Annotated in this window: 17 protein-coding genes and 1 pseudogene; 7 read left to right on the forward strand and 11 right to left on the reverse strand. The window is 62.4% G+C overall.

All coding sequences use genetic code 11. The annotated features are described in order from the left end of the window. Window positions 1-108: 108 nt before the first annotated feature. The 3 genes from DKY63_RS22925 to DKY63_RS22935 form a co-directional block, all read right to left on the reverse strand. Window positions 109-1665 (reverse strand): collagen-like triple helix repeat-containing protein, encoded by a 1557-nt coding sequence (locus DKY63_RS22925; protein ID WP_110966187.1) that lies wholly within the window; start codon window positions 1663-1665, stop codon window positions 109-111. 364 nt (window positions 1666-2029) lie between these two features. Next, a complete protein-coding gene (locus DKY63_RS22930; RefSeq protein ID WP_110966188.1) occupies window positions 2030-2884 on the reverse strand; it encodes a MaoC family dehydratase in 855 nt (284 codons plus the stop codon). Window positions 2885-2886: 2 nt separating this feature from the next. Beyond that, window positions 2887-4239: a 3-oxoacyl-ACP reductase gene (locus tag DKY63_RS22935; RefSeq protein WP_110966189.1), complete on the reverse strand. Its 1353-nt coding sequence runs from the start codon at window positions 4237-4239 to the stop codon at window positions 2887-2889. Window positions 4240-4502: 263 nt separating this feature from the next. On the opposite strand from DKY63_RS22935, the gene DKY63_RS22940 reads away from it, so the two are divergent. Together DKY63_RS22940 and DKY63_RS22945 are read left to right on the forward strand one after the other, a co-directional pair. After that, complete coding sequence (locus DKY63_RS22940; RefSeq protein ID WP_110966190.1) at window positions 4503-5780, forward strand: acetyl-CoA C-acetyltransferase; 1278 nt, start codon at window positions 4503-4505, stop codon at window positions 5778-5780. A gap of 172 nt (window positions 5781-5952) precedes the next feature. Beyond that, window positions 5953-6744, forward strand: a complete 792-nt coding sequence (locus DKY63_RS22945; RefSeq protein ID WP_110966191.1) for an AraC family transcriptional regulator — start codon at window positions 5953-5955, stop codon at window positions 6742-6744. A gap of 104 nt (window positions 6745-6848) precedes the next feature. Here DKY63_RS22945 and DKY63_RS33165 read toward each other — a convergent pair whose 3' ends face one another. Continuing rightward, complete coding sequence (locus DKY63_RS33165; protein WP_430523167.1) at window positions 6849-7616, reverse strand: methyl-accepting chemotaxis protein; 768 nt, start codon at window positions 7614-7616, stop codon at window positions 6849-6851. A 90-nt stretch (window positions 7617-7706) separates the two neighbouring features. Beyond that, window positions 7707-8795, reverse strand: a pseudogene (locus DKY63_RS33170) (cache domain-containing protein); the annotation flags it as partial. A 363-nt stretch (window positions 8796-9158) separates the two neighbouring features. Between DKY63_RS33170 and DKY63_RS22955 the strand changes: the two are divergent. Next, entirely contained in the window at window positions 9159-10052 is an 894-nt protein-coding gene (locus tag DKY63_RS22955; RefSeq protein ID WP_110966193.1) for a PA4780 family RIO1-like protein kinase, read from the forward strand. A 162-nt stretch (window positions 10053-10214) separates the two neighbouring features. Here the strand turns inward: DKY63_RS22955 and cueR are convergent, their stop codons facing one another. From cueR to DKY63_RS22975, 3 genes are all read right to left on the reverse strand, one after another. Then, on the reverse strand, window positions 10215-10628 hold the full coding sequence (cueR, locus tag DKY63_RS22965) for a Cu(I)-responsive transcriptional regulator (RefSeq protein WP_110966194.1): 414 nt from the start codon (window positions 10626-10628) through the stop codon (window positions 10215-10217). Beyond that, a complete protein-coding gene (locus DKY63_RS22970; RefSeq protein WP_110966195.1) occupies window positions 10625-13018 on the reverse strand; it encodes a heavy metal translocating P-type ATPase in 2394 nt (797 codons plus the stop codon). The genes cueR and DKY63_RS22970 overlap by 4 nt, the downstream gene beginning before the upstream one ends. A gap of 190 nt (window positions 13019-13208) precedes the next feature. Then, on the reverse strand, window positions 13209-13592 hold the full coding sequence (locus tag DKY63_RS22975) for a hypothetical protein (RefSeq protein WP_110966196.1): 384 nt from the start codon (window positions 13590-13592) through the stop codon (window positions 13209-13211). Window positions 13593-13751: 159 nt separating this feature from the next. Between DKY63_RS22975 and DKY63_RS22980 the strand changes: the two genes are divergently transcribed. After that, window positions 13752-13949, forward strand: a complete 198-nt coding sequence (locus DKY63_RS22980) for a cation transporter (RefSeq protein ID WP_110966197.1) — start codon at window positions 13752-13754, stop codon at window positions 13947-13949. A 219-nt stretch (window positions 13950-14168) separates the two neighbouring features. After that, window positions 14169-15365 (forward strand): multidrug effflux MFS transporter, encoded by a 1197-nt coding sequence (locus tag DKY63_RS22985; protein ID WP_110966198.1) that lies wholly within the window; start codon window positions 14169-14171, stop codon window positions 15363-15365. A gap of 5 nt (window positions 15366-15370) precedes the next feature. Here DKY63_RS22985 and DKY63_RS32420 read toward each other — a convergent pair whose 3' ends face one another. Together DKY63_RS32420 and DKY63_RS22990 are read right to left on the reverse strand one after the other, a co-directional pair. Next, a complete protein-coding gene (locus DKY63_RS32420) occupies window positions 15371-15541 on the reverse strand; it encodes a hypothetical protein (RefSeq protein ID WP_204354256.1) in 171 nt (56 codons plus the stop codon). A 146-nt stretch (window positions 15542-15687) separates the two neighbouring features. Further along, a complete protein-coding gene (locus DKY63_RS22990; RefSeq protein WP_110966199.1) occupies window positions 15688-16701 on the reverse strand; it encodes a zinc-binding alcohol dehydrogenase family protein in 1014 nt (337 codons plus the stop codon). 115 nt (window positions 16702-16816) lie between these two features. Here DKY63_RS22990 and DKY63_RS22995 point away from each other — a divergent pair, with 115 nt between their 5' ends. Both DKY63_RS22995 and DKY63_RS23000 read left to right on the forward strand, forming a co-directional pair. Further along, a complete protein-coding gene (locus DKY63_RS22995; protein WP_110966200.1) occupies window positions 16817-17746 on the forward strand; it encodes a LysR family transcriptional regulator in 930 nt (309 codons plus the stop codon). Window positions 17747-18049: 303 nt separating this feature from the next. Next, complete coding sequence (locus tag DKY63_RS23000) at window positions 18050-18784, forward strand: ArsR/SmtB family transcription factor (protein ID WP_110966201.1); 735 nt, start codon at window positions 18050-18052, stop codon at window positions 18782-18784. Window positions 18785-18920: 136 nt separating this feature from the next. Here the strand turns inward: DKY63_RS23000 and DKY63_RS23005 are convergent, their stop codons facing one another. Continuing rightward, complete coding sequence (locus DKY63_RS23005) at window positions 18921-19874, reverse strand: adenosine deaminase (RefSeq protein ID WP_110966202.1); 954 nt, start codon at window positions 19872-19874, stop codon at window positions 18921-18923. Window positions 19875-19908: the final 34 nt, after the last annotated feature.

Genomic DNA, 19908 nt, shown 5'->3' on the forward strand with positions numbered 1-19908 from the left:
CCTGGATCTCCGTGATCCAAAGAAAAGGCGGAAGACTTGGCAACATCTTCCGCCCTCAACCAAGCGTAGGCCCTGTAGTCAGGGCCGTCCAAGACGGCCCGGTGCAAGTCAGCGTCTGTTGCCTCCCAGGGCGCCGGTGAGTCCGCCGACGACACCGCCCAGCCCACCTGTCGCGCCGGTGCCCGTGGTGCTGCCGTTGACGAGTCCGCCGACCGCGCCGACGGTGCCCCCCACGGTGGTCACGGTATTACCAAGGGCCGTGACCACCGGGTTGGCATTACTGCCCGCTATCGCAGTGCCGAGGTTGGCCACTGCTCCTCCTGTCTGGTTGGTGAGACTGGCGACCGGGGCACCGAGACCGGTGGCGGCGCCAACGTTTTGCGTCAGGCCGGTCACCGCTGTCGTGACCGGATTGACCGCGGCGCCGACGTTGGTCCCCAGCGTGGCCAATGCTGCGGTTGGGGCGGTATTGGCCACGCCGCTGCCGCCCAGAGCTGTACCCACACTGGCAACCAGATTGCCGCCGGCCACGCCGTTCACACCCGCTGCACTGACCACGCCATTGCTGTTGCCGATGTTCAGGCCGTTGCCGACGTTGACCACCGCGCCGCCGACGGTTTCCAGCAGGCCGCCGGCGCCGGGTGCACCGGTGCCCGAGCCTGTGCCGTTGGCCACCAGCCCGCCGGCCTTGCCGACGGCAGTGCCGGTGTTGCTCAGGGCACCGCCCACGGTGTTGGTCAGGGCATTGCCGTTGCCGGCGGCGGTGACGTTGTTGCCCACGCCATTGACGGTATCGCCGACCTGTTTCACCACGCCCTTGAGCGGATCGCCGAGCCCGGTGGTGCTGCCGATCTTGTCGGTGGTGCTTTCGACAATGGCGATCACCGGCACCAGTTTGCTGCCCACTTCCTGTGTGACATTGCCCAGGGGACCTGTGGTGGTGGCTGTGCTCAGGGTATCGCCGAGCATGGTGACTTTTTCGCCGACGCCATCGAGTACCGGGGCGACCCGGGTGACGACACCGCCCACCACCGGAACGCTGCTGGTGGCCGTGGCCAGTTTGCCGCTGACATCCGACACGCCGTTGCCGACATCCTGCACCACGCCGCCGACCGAAGACGCCGTGACACCCAATCCATTGGGGACGCTGTCGATTTTGCCCAATCCATTGGCCACGCCATCGCCCAGGGTGCTGACCACATTGCCCGTGGTGTTGGCCACGCTTTGCACGACACCGCCAGCAACGGGCACCGAACTCAGCGAATCGCCGATCTGCCCGACACCCGTGCCGACGCCGCCGACGGTATTGCCGACATCCTGCACCAACGTGGTGGTTACCAATGGCGCTGCGCCTGGATTGGTCGGGTTGGTGGGGTCGGTTGGGTTGGTTGGATTCGTCGGATCGGTCGGGTTGGTGGGGTTGGTCGGCGTGGTGGTGCCGCCACCGCCTGTGCCAGCGGTACCGTCAGTACCCCCTGTTCCGCCTGTTCCGGTGCCTGTACCGCCTGTACCTGTCGTACCACCAGCGCCCGCTGTACCGGCATCCGATGAAGAACCGGCCGGGCTGCTGTGATGACCGCCACCGCCACTGCTGCAACCGGCCAGACCGAGAGAAAGCGCGAGCGCCAATGCGATTGCCGATTTGCTCCACACCTGTGTGTTCATGGCTGTGAATCCTTGCACCTGTACCAACGCCGTTGAAATCGATGGCTGATCGGTTCTGTCGCCGGTCATGTCTTCGTCCGTGCTCACATGACAGTCCCGTGGGCGGCGCTGCGCCATTATCGAATTGGTATTAATGCGATGGGCCGCGCGTTCAGGTGGGGAGAAAACTGTGTTGAATCAATGGGTCAGCGAGGGGCGGGAAAGGCATGGGTACTTAAGTGATATACACAATTGATCGGGGGGCTCCCCCTGTAGGAGCGAGCCTGCTCGCGATGAACCCGAGAACGCCGCGGGGTATCAGGCAGCCAGCGTTATCGTTGACGACCATCGCGAGCAGGCTCGCTCCTACAGGGTTTTCAAGACGTCAGGCCAGCGGGCGCCAACTTCCGATCATGTGCTCCAGATCGCCATTGCCGATCAACTGCAATTCCCCGCTCGACCCTGCCGCACTGGCCAACAGCGCCACCTCGCCGGGCAGGCGCACCGGCTTCTTGAACTGCACCAGGATCTCGTAGTTCGCCGTGGGCAAATGCTCCTCCAGCGCCGCCAGCGTGCGGGCCTTGTTCCACAGCCCATGGGCGATGGCCGCCGGAAAACCGAACAGCTTCGCGCTGGCCGCGCTGAGGTGAATCGGGTTGTAGTCCCCGGAGACTTTTGCATAGCGCCGGCCGATGTCCGCGGGCGCCTTCCATTGTGCGACCTGGGTCAGCGGCAACGTAGCAGCCAGCAATTCTTCCACAGGCTCACCGTCGAGCTTGACCCCGCGACACAGCATTTGGCTCTGCGCTTCCCACAAGGTGCCGAGCTGGTCGTCCAAGGCCGTCAGCACGTCGAAGGTCGCGCCCTTGGCATGGGGTTGCAGGTTCTGCACGCACACACTGATTCGCGCCCGATGCAGGCCGCCCATGGGCCGTAGTACGCGGATGCGATTGCTCAGGTGAATCAGCCCCAGCAGTGGGAACGGAAACGCCTTGGCCGTGAGCAACTGCATCTGCAACGCGAAGGCGAGTATGTGTGGATAAGTCGGCGGCAGCAGGCTGTTGTCAGCAAAGCCGCAGACCTTGCGATAGGCCGCCAGGCGTTCGGGGTCGATGTCCACCCAGCAGCGAAAACCTGTGTCGGGCAGGGTGGTGCCGGTGATTTTTCGTCGCGTCGCGGCCTTTGCATAAAGCGCCGGCAAGCCGGGTTCGCGATCGAGCAGGTGCCAGTCAGTGCTCATGTCTAGGCCCCCAGAACGCTTTGCCCGCACACACGCAAGGCCTGTCCGGTGAACGCACCCGTGCCGGGTTGCGCCAGCCACGCCACGGCTTCGGCCACGTCCTGCGGCAAGCCACCCTGGCCCAGGGAACTCATGCGCCGACCGGCTTCGCGCAGGCCGAAGGGGACCCGGGCTGTCATCTGGGTCTCGATGAAACCGGGCGCCACCGCATTAATGCTGATACCCCGTTCCTGCAACGAGGGCGCCCAGGCCTGGGCCAGGCCGATCAGCCCGGCCTTGCTCGCCGCGTAGTTGGTTTGCCCGCGATTGCCGGCGATGCCGCTGATCGAGGCCAGCAGAATCACCCGGGCGTTGTCGCGCAGCGTGCCGCTGTCGAGCAGCGCTTTAGTCAGCACTTGCGGTGCATTGAGGTTGACCGCGAGCACCGCGTCCCAGAAATCCGGAGTCATGTTGGCCAGGGTTTTATCCCGGGTGATGCCGGCGTTGTGCACCACGATATCGACGCCGTCGGGCAGGTGTTCGATCAGTTGGGTGGCGGCATCTTCGGCGCAGATGTCCAGGGTGATGCTGCGCCCGCCCAGACGTGCGGCGAGGGCGTCGAGATCGTTTTTCGCCGGGGGCACGTCAAGCAGGATCACCTCGGCGCCATCCCGGGCCAGGGTCTCGGCAATGGCGGCGCCAATGCCTCGGGCCGCACCGGTGACCAGCGCCTTTCGCCCGGCCAATGGGCGAGTCCAGTCGCTGACCTGGGTGTCGCAGGCCTTGAGGCGAATCACTTGCCCGGAAACGAAGGCGCTTTTGGGCGAGAGGAAAAACCGCAGCGGACCTTCGAGCTGGCCTTCGGCACCTTCACCGACGTAGATCAATTGCAGGGTGCCGCCGCTGCGCAGTTCCTTGGCCAGCGAGCGGCTGAACCCTTCGAGGGCGCGTTGAGCGCTGGCGGCGAACGGATCGCTCAGGGTCTGCGGGTCGCGTCCCAGAATCACCAGATGGGCGCAAGGCTCGAGGTTTTTCATCAGCGGCTGGAAGAACTCGCGCAGTTGCTTGAGCTGATCGGTTTGCAGCAGATCGCTGGCATCGAATACCACGGCCTTGAGTTTCGGGCCGTGCCCGGGAATCCATTGCGTCGCCATCGAAGGCTCGGTGCCGTAGCCGTAGATCGCATCGGTCAGGCGGTTGGCAAAGGCGCTGACGTGCTGCGCCAGTGGCCCGCCACCAATCAGCAGCGCGCCCTCGATCGGCCGCAGCCGACCGGCCTGCCAGCGTTCCAGACGCACAGGTGTTGGCAGGCCCAGGGCCCCGACCAGGCGATGGCCGAGGGAGGAGTTGGCGAATTCGATATAGCGATCAGACATGGAACGCGCTCCGCAAGCTGGGGTTCAAAGTGTGGACCATGATTGGCAATCAGTCGTTCGATCCATGAGATAGGGCCTACGCTTGATCACAGCAGATTAGTTTGTCCCGCAATTTTCAGGAGAACTCATTACCTGTAGGAGCGAGCCTGCTCGCGATAGCGGTATATCTGCCAGCCCAAATGTGACTGACAGGCCGCGATCGCGAGCAAGCTTTGCTCCTACAGGGATTGGTTCAACTTTCAGGTATTCACCAGGAGCTTTTCATGACTCAACTGCGCCGCGTCGCGATCATCGGTGGTAACCGGATTCCTTTCGCCCGCTCCAACGGGCCGTTCGCCACGGCCAGCAATCAGGACATGCTCACGGCGGCGCTCGAAGGCTTGATCGAGCGCTACAACCTGCATGGCCTGCGCATCGGCGAAGTGGTGGCGGGGGCGGTGCTCAAGCATTCGCGGGACATGAACCTGACCCGCGAATGCGTGCTCGGTTCGCGGCTGTCGCCTTCGACGCCCGCCTATGACATCCAGCAGGCCTGCGGCACCGGGCTGGAAGCGGCGTTGCTGGTGGCGAACAAGATTGCCCTGGGGCAGATCGAGTGCGGCATCGCCGGTGGTGTCGATACCACGTCCGATGCGCCGATCAGTGTCAGTGAAGGGCTGCGCAGGATCCTGCTGCAAGCCAATCGCGCCAAAACCACGGGCGACAAGTTGAAAACCTTCCTGCAACTGCGCCCCCGGCATCTGATCCCCGAGTTCCCGCGCAATGGCGAGCCGCGCACCGGTTTGTCCATGGGCCAGCACTGCGAGTTGATGGCGCAGACCTGGGGCATTTCCCGTGAAGACCAGGACCGGCTGGCGCTGGAAAGTCACCAAAAACTGGCGGCGTCCTACGCCGAGGGTTGGCACAACGACCTGATGACGCCGTACCTGGGCCTGACCCGCGACAACAACCTGCGCCCGGATTCGACACTGGAAAAGCTCGCCTCCCTCAAGCCCGCCTATGAAAAAAGCGCCAAGGGCACCCTGACCGCCGGCAACTCCACACCGCTGACCGATGGTGCGTCGCTGGTGTTGCTGGGCAGTGAGGAGTGGGCGAAGGAACGAGGGTTGCCGATCCTTGCTCACCTGCGCGACGGCGAGGCGGCGGCGGTGGATTTCGTCAACGGTGCCGAGGGGCTGTTGATGGCGCCGGTGTATGCGGTGCCGCGCTTGCTGGCACGCAACGGTTTGACCTTGCAGGACTTCGATTACTACGAAATCCACGAAGCCTTTGCCGCGCAGGTGCTGTGTACGCTCAAGGCTTGGGAGGATGCGGAGTACTGCAAGACGCGCCTGGGGCTTGATGCACCGTTGGGATCGATTGATCGCAGCAAGCTCAACGTCAAAGGCAGTTCACTGGCGGCGGGGCATCCGTTTGCTGCAACAGGCGGGCGGATTGTGGCGAATCTGGCGAAGTTGCTGGATGCGGCGGGGAAGGGGCGGGGGCTTGTCTCCATTTGCGCGGCGGGTGGGCAAGGTGTGACCGCGATCATCGAGCGCTGAAACCTGTAGGAGCGAGCCTGCTCGCGATAGCGGTGTGTCAGTCATACATTGGCTGGCTGATACACCGCTATCGCGAGCAGGCTCGCTCCTACAGGGGATCTGTGGTGTTGAATAGATTTGGGAGATGGCTTAGCGTCGCTTCATCAGCCGCTCCGCAATACAAGGCCCGTCAATGCCGACCAACGGACAAGTGTCCCTCGAACGCAGCATCCCGCCCATTACCTCATTGCCGCGTCCGTTGTACGCCCGGGTCGAGAGCCTCAATGCCGGTTCGTGGACGCCCGCTCACAGCCACGACTGGGTGCAGTTTTCCTACGCCATCAGCGGTGTGCTCGGTGTGCATACCGCCGAGGGCAGTTTCTTTGCGCCGCCACAGTGGGGGATCTGGATTCCCGCTGATCTCGAACATCAGGTCGTCACCTCGATGCGCGCCGAGATGCGCAGCCTCTATGTGCGTCGCGAGGATTGTCAGTGGGCGGACGGGCGTTGCCGGGTACTGGAGGTGACGCCGCTGGCCCGTGAACTGATCAAGAGTTTTTGCTTGCTGCCGGTGGAATATCCACAGGGCGACAGCCAGGAGGCGCGGCTGGTGAGCGTGCTGCTGGATCAGTTGGCGAATCTGCCGGAGGTTGGGTTCTCGCTGCCGCTGCCCCGTCATGAACGGTTGCTGGGGCTGTGCAACGAGCTGATCGAAAATCCCGAGCACAACGTGACTCTGCAGGAGTGGGCGGAGCGTTTGGGTACGTCGGAGAAAACCCTGATGCGCCTGTTCCAGCGTGAGACCGGGTTGAGCTTTCGCGGCTGGCGCCAGCGCATGCGGTTGCTGTCGTCGCTGAGTTTGCTGGAGGAGGGGGACAGCGTGACCAATGCGGCGTTGGCGTGTGGGTATGACTCTACGTCAGCGTTTATTGCGGCGTTTAAATCGTTGTTCGGGTTTACGCCGGGGGAGTTGTTCAGGCAGTGACGGCCTCATCGCGGGCAAGCCTTGCTCCCACAAGGGCAGTGAGTAACCCCGTGGGAGCAAGGCTTGCCCGCGATTGGCCGCGAAGCGGCCACCGGGAATCTGAATCAGGTACGGAACCGGCGCACCAATCCATCCAGCTCATTGGACAATCCGGCCAGGCTCTGGGAGTCCAGTCGCGCCGAATTGGCCAGTTCCGCCACCAGTTGCGCATCGCCATGGATCTGGCTGATGTGTCGGTTGATGTCTTCGGCCACCTGGTGCTGCTGTTCCGCCGCCGTGGCGATCTGGGTGTTCATGTCGCGGATCACGTCCACCGACTCACGGATCTGCCCGAAGCTGCTGCGGGCTTCACCGATGCGCGCGACCGATTGTTGCGACACTTCCAGGCTGGCGTGCATCTGTTGCGTGACCTGGCTGGTGCGTTTGGCCAGGTTGCCCAGCAGCCCGTCGATTTCCGCCGTGGAGTCGGCGGTGCGCTTGGCCAGTGCCCGCACTTCGTCCGCCACCACCGCAAAACCACGACCCTGTTCACCGGCACGCGCCGCTTCGATGGCCGCGTTCAGCGCCAGCAGGTTGGTTTGCTCGGCGATCGAACGGATGGTGCCGAGGATCGACTGGATGTCGTTGCTGTCACGCTCCAGTTGTTGCATCGATTCGGCCGACTGTTCGATTTCGTGGCTCAGGCGATCGACGCTGCTGACCGCGGCGTCGATCTGTTGCTGGCCTTCGCGGGCCTGACGCTGGCCACTGTCGGCGGATTCGGCGGCCTGGCTGCACGAGCGCGCGACTTCGTTGGCGGTGGCGACCATTTCGTGGAACGCCGTGGACACCATGTCCACCGCTTCACGCTGGCGCCCGGCCGCTTCGGCCATGTCGCTAGACACTTGGGTCGAGCTCTTGGAGGTGGCGAGGATCTTGCTCGCGGCGCCGCCGATGTTCTGGATCAGGTTGCGAATCGCCGCGAGGAACTGGTTGAACCAATTGGCCAGTTGCGCGGTTTCGTCGCGGCCACGGATTTCCAGGCTCTTGGTCAGGTCGCCTTCACCCTGGGCGATACCTTCCAGGCCATCAGCCACACCCCGGATCGGCCGCACGATGACGCTGGCGAAACTGGCGCCGACGATGGCGAAGATGACCGCCAGCACGGCGGCGATGATCGCGATCAACCAGGTCAGTTGGGTCGCGGTGCTCATCACGTCGTTCTTTTTGATCAGGCCGATGAAGGTCCAGCCCAGTTGTTCCGACGGCCAGACGTTGGCCATGTAGTGCTCGCCGTCGAGTTCGACTTCCAGCACGCCCTTGCCGGCCTTGGCCAGTTGCGCATAACCATCGCCGAGGCTGCCCAGGGCCTTGAAGTTGTGCTCGGGTTTCTTCGGGTCGACCAGCACGGTGCCGGTCTTTTCCAGCAGCATCAGGTAGCCGCTTTCGCCCAGCTTGATCTGCTTGACCAGCTCGGTGAGCTGCTTGAGCGATACGTCGATACTGACCACGCCGCCGTTGGTGCCCAACTTGTTGTCGATGGTGCGCACGGTGCTGACGTAGGACGTATCGTTTTCCGCCCAATAGTAGGCCTCGGTGCGGAACGGCTTGCCCGGCTTGGCCTGGGCCGCCTTGTACCAAGGGCGCTGGCGCGGGTCGTAGTTGGTGAGTTTTTCATCGTCCGGCCACGACACATAGCCGCCGGCGGCGGTGCCGAGGATGGCGTAGGCATAGGACGGGTGGGCGTTGCCCAGGTCTTGCAGGAAGGCGAAGACCTTTTTGTCCATCTCGCCCTTGGGCACGCTGTCGGCGTTGGCGCCCATGTAGGTCTTGATGCTGTCGTCGGAGTTGGTGATCAGCGGTTGCTTGGCCAGGTACTCGACGTTCTGGCTGATGCCATCGAAGAACAATTGCATGGCATTGCTGACCTGGCGGATTTCGCGACCACTGCTGTCGACGAACCCGTCCAGGGCGTCGCTGCGCAAGTTCAACACAACGAGGGTGGCGACCAGCACCACGGGCAAGCAGGCGATGATTGCAAACGCCCAGGTCAACTTCTGTTTGATGTTCATCCGCGCTCCAGATTTTCTTGTAGGCCCACGCAGTGCAGATGACTCGGGGTTTATTGGCAGCCGTAAACGTTCGTGATCAACCCGGTCCCTGAGTGCGGCATCGTTTTTGTCTTGGCAACGATTGTCGGACAAATCTTTTTGTCACTCAGGACTTCGGCTGTTGTCCGAGGAAATTAAGGGTTGTCTGAAAAAATCGTGGGAAAGATCGCCAGTCGAGATACCGGGTGTTATCCGGCACATTCTGTGCTTCGGGATATGGGTGTGTGCGTTCATAGGTCGCCACCCCCTCCCATCGGTGAGTGGATTGCCGTATAACGAATGACTTTCGCGTGTTTGGTAATAAAGGACCCAGAATAAAAGCTGATGAAGACTCCAAAACGCATTGAACCCCTGATCGAGGACGGTCTGGTCGACGAAGTGCTGCGCCCACTCATGAGTGGTAAAGAAGCAGCTGTTTATGTGGTGCGCTGCGGCAATCAGTTGCGTTGCGCGAAGGTCTACAAGGAGGCGAACAAACGCAGTTTTCGCCAGGCGGCCGAGTATCAGGAAGGCCGCAAGGTGCGCAACAGTCGTCAGGCCCGGGCCATGGCCAAGGGTTCCAAGTTCGGCCGCAAGGAGGCCGAAGACGCCTGGCAGAACGCTGAAGTGGCCGCGCTGTTCCGTCTGGCCAACGCCGGTGTGCGAGTGCCCAAGCCGTACGACTTCCTCGAGGGCGTGCTGCTGATGGAACTGGTGGCCGACGAGTACGGCGATGCCGCGCCGCGTCTGAACGACGTGGTGCTGGAGCCGGAGCAGGCGCGCGAGTATCACGCCTATCTGATTTCGCAGATCGTGCTGATGCTGTGTACCGGCCTGGTGCACGGTGACCTGTCCGAGTTCAACGTTCTGCTGACCCCGACTGGCCCTGTGATCATCGATTTGCCGCAAGCGGTGGACGCGGCGGGCAACAACCACGCGTTCAGCATGCTGGAGCGGGATGTGGGGAACATGGCGTCCTACTTCGGGCGGTTTGCGCCGGAGTTGAAGAAGACCCGCTACGCCAAGGAGATGTGGGCCTTGTACGAAGCCGGTACCTTGCATCCGGGCAGCGTCCTGACCGGCGAGTTCGATGACCCGGAAGACGTGGCCGACGTGGGCGGGGTCTTGCGCGAAATCGAAGCGGCACGCCGGGACGAAGAACGCAAGCAGGCGGCCCGCGCGGCGGAAGATGCGCCACCGGGCAAGACCGAAGAACCGCCTCCGCCTTGGATGCAGTGATCGGGTAAAACAAAAAACCGGCTTCGGCCGGTTTTTTTGTGCCCGACACATACCCCATGTAGGAGCGAGCCTGCTCGCGATGGCGGTGTGTCAGTCAATAAAGATATTGAATGTGCTGGCCTCATCGCGAGCAGGCTCGCTCCCACAGGGATAGTTTTTCAATCAGGCACCCACCGGTTCGGCACAACACCCCGACTCCAGATTCCTGAGGATCGGGCAATCCGGTCGATGATCGCCCTGACAGTGCTCCACCAGATCCTGCAAGGTGTCGCGCAGCTGCCCCAGCTCGCGGATTTTCTGGTTCAGTTCGTCGATGTGCTGCCGGGCCAGGGCCTTCACGTCGGCACTGGCGCGCTGGCGGTCCTGCCAGAGTGTCAGCAACTTGCCGACCTCTTCCAGGGAAAATCCCAGGTCCCGGGAGCGCTTGATGAACGCCAGGGTGTGCAGGTCGTCATCGCCATACAGCCGATAGCCGCTGTCGGTGCGATGGGCCGCCTTGAGCAAGCCGATGGACTCGTAATAACGGATCATCTTTGCGCTCAGACCACTGTGGCGGGCCGCTTGGCCGATGTTCATCGGTTGTCCTCCAGATCCTCGGGTTTCCAGGTTTTCAACAGTAGCGCATTGCTCACCACGCTCACACTCGACAACGCCATGGCCGCGCCCGCCAGCACCGGGTTGAGGAAACCGAATGCCGCCAGCGGAATGCCGATCAGGTTATAGACGAAGGCCCAGAACAGGTTTTGCCGGATCTTCGCGTAGGTCTTGCGGCTGATCTCCAGGGCAGCGGGCACCAGGCGCGGGTCGCCGCGCATCAGGGTGATGCCGGCCGCGTGCATGGCAACGTCGGTGCCGCCGCCCATGGCAATGCCGATATCGGCCGCCGCCAGTGCCGGAGCATCGTTGATCCCGTCGCCGACCATCGCCACCACGCCGGATTGCTTCAGGGCCGCGACTTCGGCCGCTTTGTCGGCGGGCAGCACTTCGGCGTGCACATTGCTGATGCCCAGAGCGTCGGCAACCACTTTGGCACTGCCCCGGTTGTCGCCGGTCAGCAGGTGGCTGCTGATGTGGCGTGTGTTGAGTTGTTGGATCGCTTGCAGTGCACCGGGCTTGAGCGTGTCACCGAAAGCGAACAGGCCCAATACTCGCGGTGCGGGACTTTGCTCGATCAGCCAGGACAGGGTGCGGCCTTCGGTTTCCCAAGCGATGGCGGAGTCGGCCAGTTCACCGGGGTTCAAGCCGCTTTCTTCCAAAAGACGCCGATTGCCCAAGGCCAGCCGCCGACCATCGAGATTGCCGGCGATGCCACGCCCGGTCAGGGATTGGCTTTCGGTGACATCGGCCACGCGCAGGCCGCGCTCTTTGCATTCATCCAGAACCGCCCTGGCCAGCGGATGCTCGCTGCCGCGTTGCAGGGCACCTGCCAGTTGCAGCAGGCTGGCTTCGTCACCGTCGATAGCAATCAGGTGGGCGATGCGCGGAGTGCCCGAAGTCAGGGTGCCGGTTTTGTCGAACACCACGGCGCTGACTTCGTGGGCACGTTCAAGGGCTTCGGCATCCTTGATCAGGATCCCGTGGCGCGCCGCCACCCCGGTGCCGGCCATGATCGCCGTCGGCGTGGCCAGGCCAAGCGCGCAAGGGCAGGCGATCACCAGTACGGCGACGGCATTGATCAGCGCGGTTTCCAGCGGCGCGCCGTACAGCCACCAGCCGATCAGGGTTGCCAGGGCCAGAAACAGCACCACCGGGACAAAGACTTGGCTGACTTTATCCACAAGCTTTTGGATCGGCGCCTTGGCGGCCTGGGCGTCTTCCACCAGCCGAATGATCCGCGCCAGCACCGTTTCGGCGCCGAGGGCCTGAGTGCGCACCAGCAACCGACCTTCGCCATTGATGGCGCCGCCGGTGACCTTGTCGCCGGGTTGCTTGGGCACCGGCAGGCTTTCGCCGCTGATCAGGGCTTCGTCGGCGTGGCTCTGGCCGTCGACGACTTCACCGTCCACGGGGAATCGCTCGCCGGGTTTGACCAACACCAGATCATTGACGCGCAGGGCGCTGATGGCGACGTCCTGCTCGCGGCCATCGATCACCTGGATCGCCCGCTCCGGGCGCAGCGCTTCCAGGGCGCGAATGGCGCTGGCGGTCTGGCGTTTGGCCCGGCTTTCCAGGTATTTGCCCAGCAGCACCAGGGCGATGACCACCGCCGAGGCTTCGAAATAAAGATGCGGCATGCGCCCGGCGGCGGTGGCCCATTCGTAGACGCTCAAGCCATAGCCGGCGCTGGTGCCCAGGGCGACCAGCAAATCCATGTTGCCGGCACCGGCGCGCACGGCTTTCCAGGCGGCGACATAAAACCGCGCACCAAAGATGAATTGCACCGGCGTGGCCAGCGCGAATTGCGCCCAGGCCGGGAGCATCCAGTGCACGCCAAAGGGTTGCAGCAGCATCGGCAGGACCAGCGGCAAGGCGAGGGCAATGGCCGCGATCAGGGCCCAGCGTTCGCGGTGCAGGCGAGACTGTTGGGTATCGGTGGAAGGTGTGTCGGCTTGCCAGACGCTGGCGGTGTAACCGGCCTTGGTCACGGCGCCGATCAAGGTTTGCGGGTCGACCTGCCCCAGCAGTTCCAGATGTGCACGTTCATTGGCCAGGTTCACGCTGACGTTCTTTACGCCCGGCACTTTGCCCAAGGCCCGTTCGACGCGGCCGACGCAGGAGGCGCAGGTCATGCCGTCGATGCTCAATTCCAGGCTGTGCTGCGGGACGCTGTAACCGGCCTTGTGCACCGCCTCCATCAGCGCCGGGAGACTGCCCGTCGGTGCCTGGACCCGTGCCTGCTCAGTGGCCAGGTTGACACTGACGGCACTGGCACCGACGACTTTGCTCAAGGCACGCTCGACACGCCCAGCGCAACTGGCGCAGGTCATGCCGGCAATCGGCAGATCGAAAGTGGTGGAATCGGACATGGGGCACGCTCCCTGTAGAAGATGTCTACAGGATCAACCTTGCCATGTTGGCAAGGTCAAGCGTCAATCTGGAGATTGTTGCATTCCCCTGTAGGAGCGAGCCTGCTCGCGATTGCGGTGTATCAGTCAACATTTGCGTAACTGACAGATCGCTATCGCGAGCAGGCTCGCTCCTACAGAGGGATATAGGTCAGTAGCCCAGACCCGCACGCTTGAGGTACATCCCTTCCTGCGTCATCGCGATCCGATACTTCTGCACTTCACCCGCCCGCAGGGTGATGTCCTGCGAGCCCGGCGCCAGCATGCCCGGATTGCAACCCGGTACCTGGCCCGGCAGCAGCTTGAGGCGCAGGGACACGTTGCCCGGCGGCAGGTTGAACGAGGTGCTTTGTTCCTGGAACAGGCGCGCGGACAACTGGTCGTGGATGTACACACCAATCTCGCAACTGGTCGCGACTTCCAGTCGCTCGCGGGAAATGATCAGCACGCCGTAGTCTTCCCCGGCGGCTTGGGCCGAGGGCAGGGCGGCGATGAGGCCGAGAAGGCCAAACAGGCTGAAAGCTGACCAGCGCATGGCTGAATCTCCTGAGGTCAAATCATGAATGCACGCAGCTTGGCCGAGCGCGGCGCCAATTGCCAGCCCGGCAGATCACTGCAGAACTTGACCTTGCCATGGTGGCAAGCTCGACACTGGCGGCAACCTCACTCAACAGCCTCATCAAAGGAGTTGTCCATGCAAGTGTTCAATGTCGAAGGCATGTCCTGCGGTCACTGCGTCAAGGCCATCACCGAAGCGGTCCAGTCCAAAGACCCGGCAGCCAGCGTGCGTGTCGACCTGGCGGCCAGGGAAGTCGGCGTCGAGTCGGCCTTGACGGCGGAACAGGTGATCGCGGCGATCAGCGAAGAGGGCTACGAAATCAAAATCGCCTGAGGACAGGCGCAATCCCTGTAGGAGCGAGCCTGCTCGCGATTGCGGTGTGTCAGTCACACACGGGCTGGCTGATATACCGCTATCGCGAGCATGCTCGCTCCTACAGGGTTTTTGCATTTATCCGCTCGTTTTTAATAGTTAGCGAGCTATCGGAATGTTCAAGGCGCCCCTGCGCGGCTAGACTGTCGGGCTGCCGATCCCTGCCCAACTGGATGCCTGATGAACTTCCGCACGATCCTTATTCTTGGCGCCTTGAGCGCTTTCGGTCCGCTGGCGATCGATTTCTACCTGCCGGCATTCCCGGCTATGGCGACCGCCTTCGGCACGGACGAAAAACACGTTCAGTTGACCCTGGCGGCGTATTTCCTCGGTTTGTCCATCGGGCAACTGGCCTATGGACCGGTGGCGGATCGCTTCGGTCGGCGCATTCCGCTGCTGGCCGGTGTCGGGCTGTTTACCCTGGCGTCGTTGGCGTGCGCCTACGCGCCAAATCTCGAATGGCTGATTGGCGCGCGTTTTGTCCAGGCATTGGGCGGTTGCGCGGGAATGGTGATTTCCCGGGCGGTGGTCAGCGACAAGTGTGATGCGGTGGGGGCGGCCAAGGTCTTTTCGCAGCTGATGCTGGTGATGGGCCTGGCGCCGATTCTCGCGCCGATGCTGGGCGGCCTGCTGGTCAACACCAGCGGCTGGCAGTCGATCTTCCTGGCCTTGACCGGTTTCAGTGCCTTAGCCGGATTGGCCGTGGCTTTCGGCTTGCCGGAAAGCCTGCCGGCCCATGTGCCGCGTCAGCCGTTGTCCGGGGCGTTGCGCCAGTACGGGCGGTTGCTCAAGGACTCGGTGTTCCTCGGCCACGCCCTGACGGGCGGTATCGCGATTGCCGGGATGTTCGCCTACATCGCTGGCTCGCCGTTCGTCTTCATCAAACTGTATGGCGTGCCGGCCGAGCATTTCGGCTGGCTGTTCGGCACCAACGCCGCCGGCTTCATTCTGGTGGCGCAAGTCAATGCACGGCTGCTGTCCAAACGCGGGCCGGCGTTCCTGCTCTCCCGCGCGGTATGGGTTTACTTCGGCGCCGGTCTGACGCTGCTGGCGGTCAGTGCCTTGCACACCGAGAAGCTGTGGCCACTGTTGATTCCATTGTTCATCTGCATTGCCAGCCTGGGCTGCATCATTCCCAATGCCTCGGCCTGTGCGATGAACGGCCAGGGCGCGCGGGCGGGCAGCGCATCGGCGATGCTCGGCTGCCTGCAGTTCAGTGTTGCAGCCGGCGCCGCCGCGCTGGTGGGGGTTTTACATGACGGCAGCGCCATGCCGATGGCCATGGTCATCAGTATGTGTGGAGCGTTGGTGGTGAGCGTGGCCATGCTCACCCGGCGTTTGCAGAATGCCCGGGCGTTGGCGCAAGCCCAGGTCTGAGGGGCTCAGCCGACAGCGCGTTGCTGACGATCGGGAATCTGATGGGGCGCCTGCAGGCGCGCTTCGAGGGTCGTGGTGAAGGCGCGTGCTTCGGCTTCGCTGCGGAATGTCACTGCGTGTTGGTCCAGGCGGACCTGCCACTGGGATTTTGCCAATTCTTTTATCAGGATCTTCATTACTGACCTCCTCAGCTAAAAGATTGTCTCGCAGAGATCTCGAGTGTAGACCTGAATACAATCAACATTGTGACAAGGATCAACTGTCGGACTGACGGCAAATGATCGCCACCTGCGGGCGCAGGTGGCGATTTTTGGATCCTTTTTCAGAAGCCTTCCAGCACGATCTTGCCCTTGGATTTGCCGCTTTCCAGCAGGGCATGGGCACGCCGCAGGTTCGCCGCATTAATGGTTCCGAAGTGCTCGCCGACCGTGGTTTTCAAGGTTCCGGCGTCGATCAATTGCGCTACCCGGTTGAGCAGTTTGTGCTGTTCGATCATGTCCGGAGTTTCAAACAGCGAGCGGGTGTACATGAACTCCCAGTGCAGTGACAGGCTCTTGCGCTTGAGCTTGGTCACATCCAGGGATTTCGGGTCGTCGATCAGTGCCAGTTTGCCCTGTGGCGCCAGCGCCTCGATCAGTTGGTCGAGGTGATGATCGGTCTGGGTCAGGCTGGCAACGTGGGTCACCTGAGGGATGCCGGCCTGTTTCAGCGCTTCACTCAATGGCTGGCTGTGATCGATCACCTGATCGGCGCCCAGTTCCTTCACCCAGCTCTGGGTCTGTGGACGCGATGCGGTGCCGATGACGTTGAGGCCGGTGAGTTGTTTCGCCAGTTGGGTGAGGATCGAACCGACACCGCCGGCGGCGCCGACGATCAGCAGGCTCTGGCCTTCATCGTTTTTGCCTTCGCGTATTTGCAGGCGCTCGAACAGCAATTCCCAGGCGGTGATCGCGGTCAGGGGCAGGGCGGCCGCATCAGCGAAACCGAGGGTTTTCGGCATATGGCCGACAATCCGCTCATCCACCACATGCAGTTCGCTGTTGCCGCCGGCACGGGCTATGGAGCCGGCGTAGAACACTTTGTCGCCGGCCTTGAACAGGGTTACGTCACTGCCAACGGCCTTGACCACACCGGCCACGTCCCAGCCCAGCACTTTCGCCGCGCCGCCCTCGGGCTGGACGTTCTGACGGACCTTGGTGTCCACCGGGTTGACCGAGATGGCTTTGACTTCCACCAAAAGGTCCCGCGGCCCGGCGACCGGCTCCGGCAGTTCGATGTCTTGCAGGGATTTTTCGTCGCTGATCGGCAGGGACGCGTAATAGGCAATGGCTTTCATCAGTGGCTCCTGAAACGGGGTTATATCGATGGGCGGATGATTGGCTATTTCTGACGAAGAAAAAACCCGCTAAAACAGCAGTCTCTTTCAATTTTTTTTTGATAATGGGTTTTTCATGCTGCGTTTCGATGATTTGCAATTGTTCGTTCGGGCGGCAGATCTGGGCAGCCTGTCGGCGGCGGCACGGGGCATGGACATGTCGGCGGCGGTGGCGAGCGCAGCGCTCAAGCGTATCGAGCAACAACTTGGCGCCCGCTTGCTCGCCCGTTCGACCCGCAGCCTGCGCCTGACTGCCGAAGGCGAGGGCTTCCTGGAATATGCCCGGGCGGCCCTGAGCAATCTGGATGAGGGGCGGCGGTTACTGGCCCGTGGGCAGGATCAGGTCAGCGGCGTGTTGCAGTTGTCGGCACCGTCGGACTTCGGTCGCAACCTGTTGTTGCCCTGGCTGGACGAGTTCCAGCGCGAGCATCCCCGGCTGACGGTGCGTCTGCTGCTGGGGGACCGCATCGCCGATCTGTTCCGCCAGCCAGTGGACATCGCCCTGCGCTACGGCGAGCCGGAAGACTCCAGCCTGGTGGCGCTGCCGGTTGCCGCGCAAAACCGGCGCGTGCTCTGTGCGTCGCCGGCCTATCTCGCGCGGCATGGCGAGCCCCGCCAGCTCGAACAATTGGCGCAGCACAATTGCCTGCTCTACATGCTTGGCAGTCGGGTCCACGACCATTGGAGTTTTCACGACGGCAGACGCGAGGTCGGCCTGACGGTCAGCGGGGATCGGTTCAGTGACGACGCCGATGTGGTGCGGTTGTGGGCCGTGGCAGGTGCCGGGATTGCCTATAAATCCTGGCTCGATGTGGCTGCCGATGTGTTGGCGGGCCGGCTGAAGGTGCTGATGCCGGAACTGCTTTACGAGCGCGCTCCGCTGAATTTGTTGTGCGCCCATCGCGCACAATTGAGTAAGCCTGTGAACCTGTTGCGGGAAATGCTTGCCAGCCGATGCGCTTCGTTGAGCAGTCGTTTTCCGGGGTTAACGGGAATCGGTCATTAGTCGCAGTAAAAAAGCGAAATTTCCCGCAGAGACTATCAACATCATGGATTTGCAGAGGGCAGGAACCCGCGTTCTGCATGCCTATACTGGCGCCTCTCGCGTATGCACCGTCTGTCGCCCCTGTGAGGCCTGCCCACAGGATTGAGGATTGCTTCACACCCCATTGCGAACTCCGCCTGGAGATGGCCGGGGTGGGTCAAGACTTTGCACGGCTTTTGGCGGTATCCACGAATTGGCCGACGGTGCATTAGTGGTCAAAGTGTCTCCGAGCAGCACATGAACGATTCAACAGGGAGTGAATTCATGGAACATGCACCTTGTATCAGCCAGATAGCCACCTTGCTGGCTGACCCTAAGCGCAGCGCAATGATGTGGGCCTTGATGGACGGCACGGCGCGACAGGCCGAGGATTTGGCCTTGCTGGCTGGTCTTTCGCCCTCATCGGCCAGTGCCCACCTGGGGCGTTTGTCCGCAGGGGGCCTGTTGAAAGTCGAAATCCGGGGGCGCAAGCGCTTTTTCCGCCTGGCGACTCCAGAAGTGGGTGCCGCGATCGAAGCGCTGGCCAGTGCGACGCTGGCCAGTTCCCCCCAGGACATCCCCGATATTTTCAGACACAGCGCACCCCTGGCCAAACCCCAGGCCAGGCGCTCGTCCTTGTTGCGCGCGCGGTTGTGTGACGATCATCTGGGCGGCACGTTGGCGGCGGATCTGTACCAGAGGTTGCTGGAGGCGGGCTGGATTGAGCAGTTCGATCAGCGAGTGACGATCACCCTCAAGGGCTCGACAGAACTGGCCGCGCGCGGGGTATTCATCCAGGCGCTGGCTCACCGCAACGGCAAGTCGGCGTGCGCCTGCCCTGACTGGAGCGAAAGACGCCCGCACATGGGGGGGGCGCTTGGTGCGGCGTTGTTGCAGTTGTTCATGCAGTCCGGCTGGTTGAGCCTGCCCATTGACTCACGGGCCTTGCAGCTCACGGTTGCCGGGCAGCGTGAAATTCACTGTTTCGCCAGGGAAACCGAGCTGGAAATGGTGTTGTAGCGGAGAAATAACCCGTTCAGCGAAAACCTTGTAGGAGCGAGCCTGCTCGCGATCGCGGAGTGTCAGTCAACGATGTTGTCGACTGACACTCCCTCATCGCGAGCAGGCTCGCTCCTACATTGGTATTGCGGCGGTCTTAAGGTTTGACCAGTCGCGCATCCAGGCTGTTCTGCGCCAGGCGCTTTGCCTGGTCCTGGGTCATGCCCAGATGGGTGTGCAACGCATGGAAGTTCTCGGTGACGTAGCCGCCGAAGTACGCCGGGTCATCGGAGTTCACCGTTACTTTCACCCCACGTTCGAGCATGTCGAGAATGTTGTGCTGCGACATGTGATCGAACACGCAAAGCTTGGTGTTGGACAGCGGGCACACGGTCAACGGGATCTGCTCGTCGATGATCCGCTGCATCAGGCGCTCGTCTTCGATGGCGCGCACACCATGGTCGATGCGCTGGATTTTCAGCAGGTCGAGTGCTTCCCAGATGTATTCGGGCGGACCTTCTTCACCGGCGTGAGCGACCGTCAGGAAACCTTCGTCACGGGCACGGTCGAAGACGCGCTGGAACTTACTCGGCGGATGGCCCATCTCGGAGCTGTCCAGGCCGACGGCGACAAAGGCTTCACGGAACGGCAGCGCCTGGTCGAGGGTTTTCTCGGCTTGCTCTTCGCTCAGGTGGCGCAGGAAGCTCAGGATCAAACCGCTGGTGATGCCCAGTTGCTGTTCACCGTCTTTCAATGCGGCGGCGATACCGTTGAGTACCACCTCGAACGGGATGCCACGGTCAGTGTGGGTCTGGGGATCGAAGAACGGTTCGGTGTGAATCACGTTCTGCTCTTTGCAGCGCAGCAGGTAAGCCCAGGTCAGGTCGTAGAAATCCTGGGACGTTTGCAGCACGCCGGCGCCCTGGTAGTACAGGTCGAGGAACTCTTGCAGGTTATTGAAGGCGTAGGCCTTGCGCAGGGTTTCGACATCGCTCCACGGCAGGGCGATCTTGTTGCGTTCGGCCAGGGCGAACAGCAGCTCGGGCTCCAGCGAACCTTCCAGGTGCAAATGCAGTTCTGCCTTGGGCAGGGCGTTCAGCCAGTCGTACATGTTCTTTTCTCATCAGGTGCAGATGGCGGGCATT

Source organism: Pseudomonas putida (assembly GCF_003228315.1).
GTDB classification, from domain to species: Bacteria; Pseudomonadota; Gammaproteobacteria; order Pseudomonadales; family Pseudomonadaceae; genus Aquipseudomonas; species Aquipseudomonas putida_S.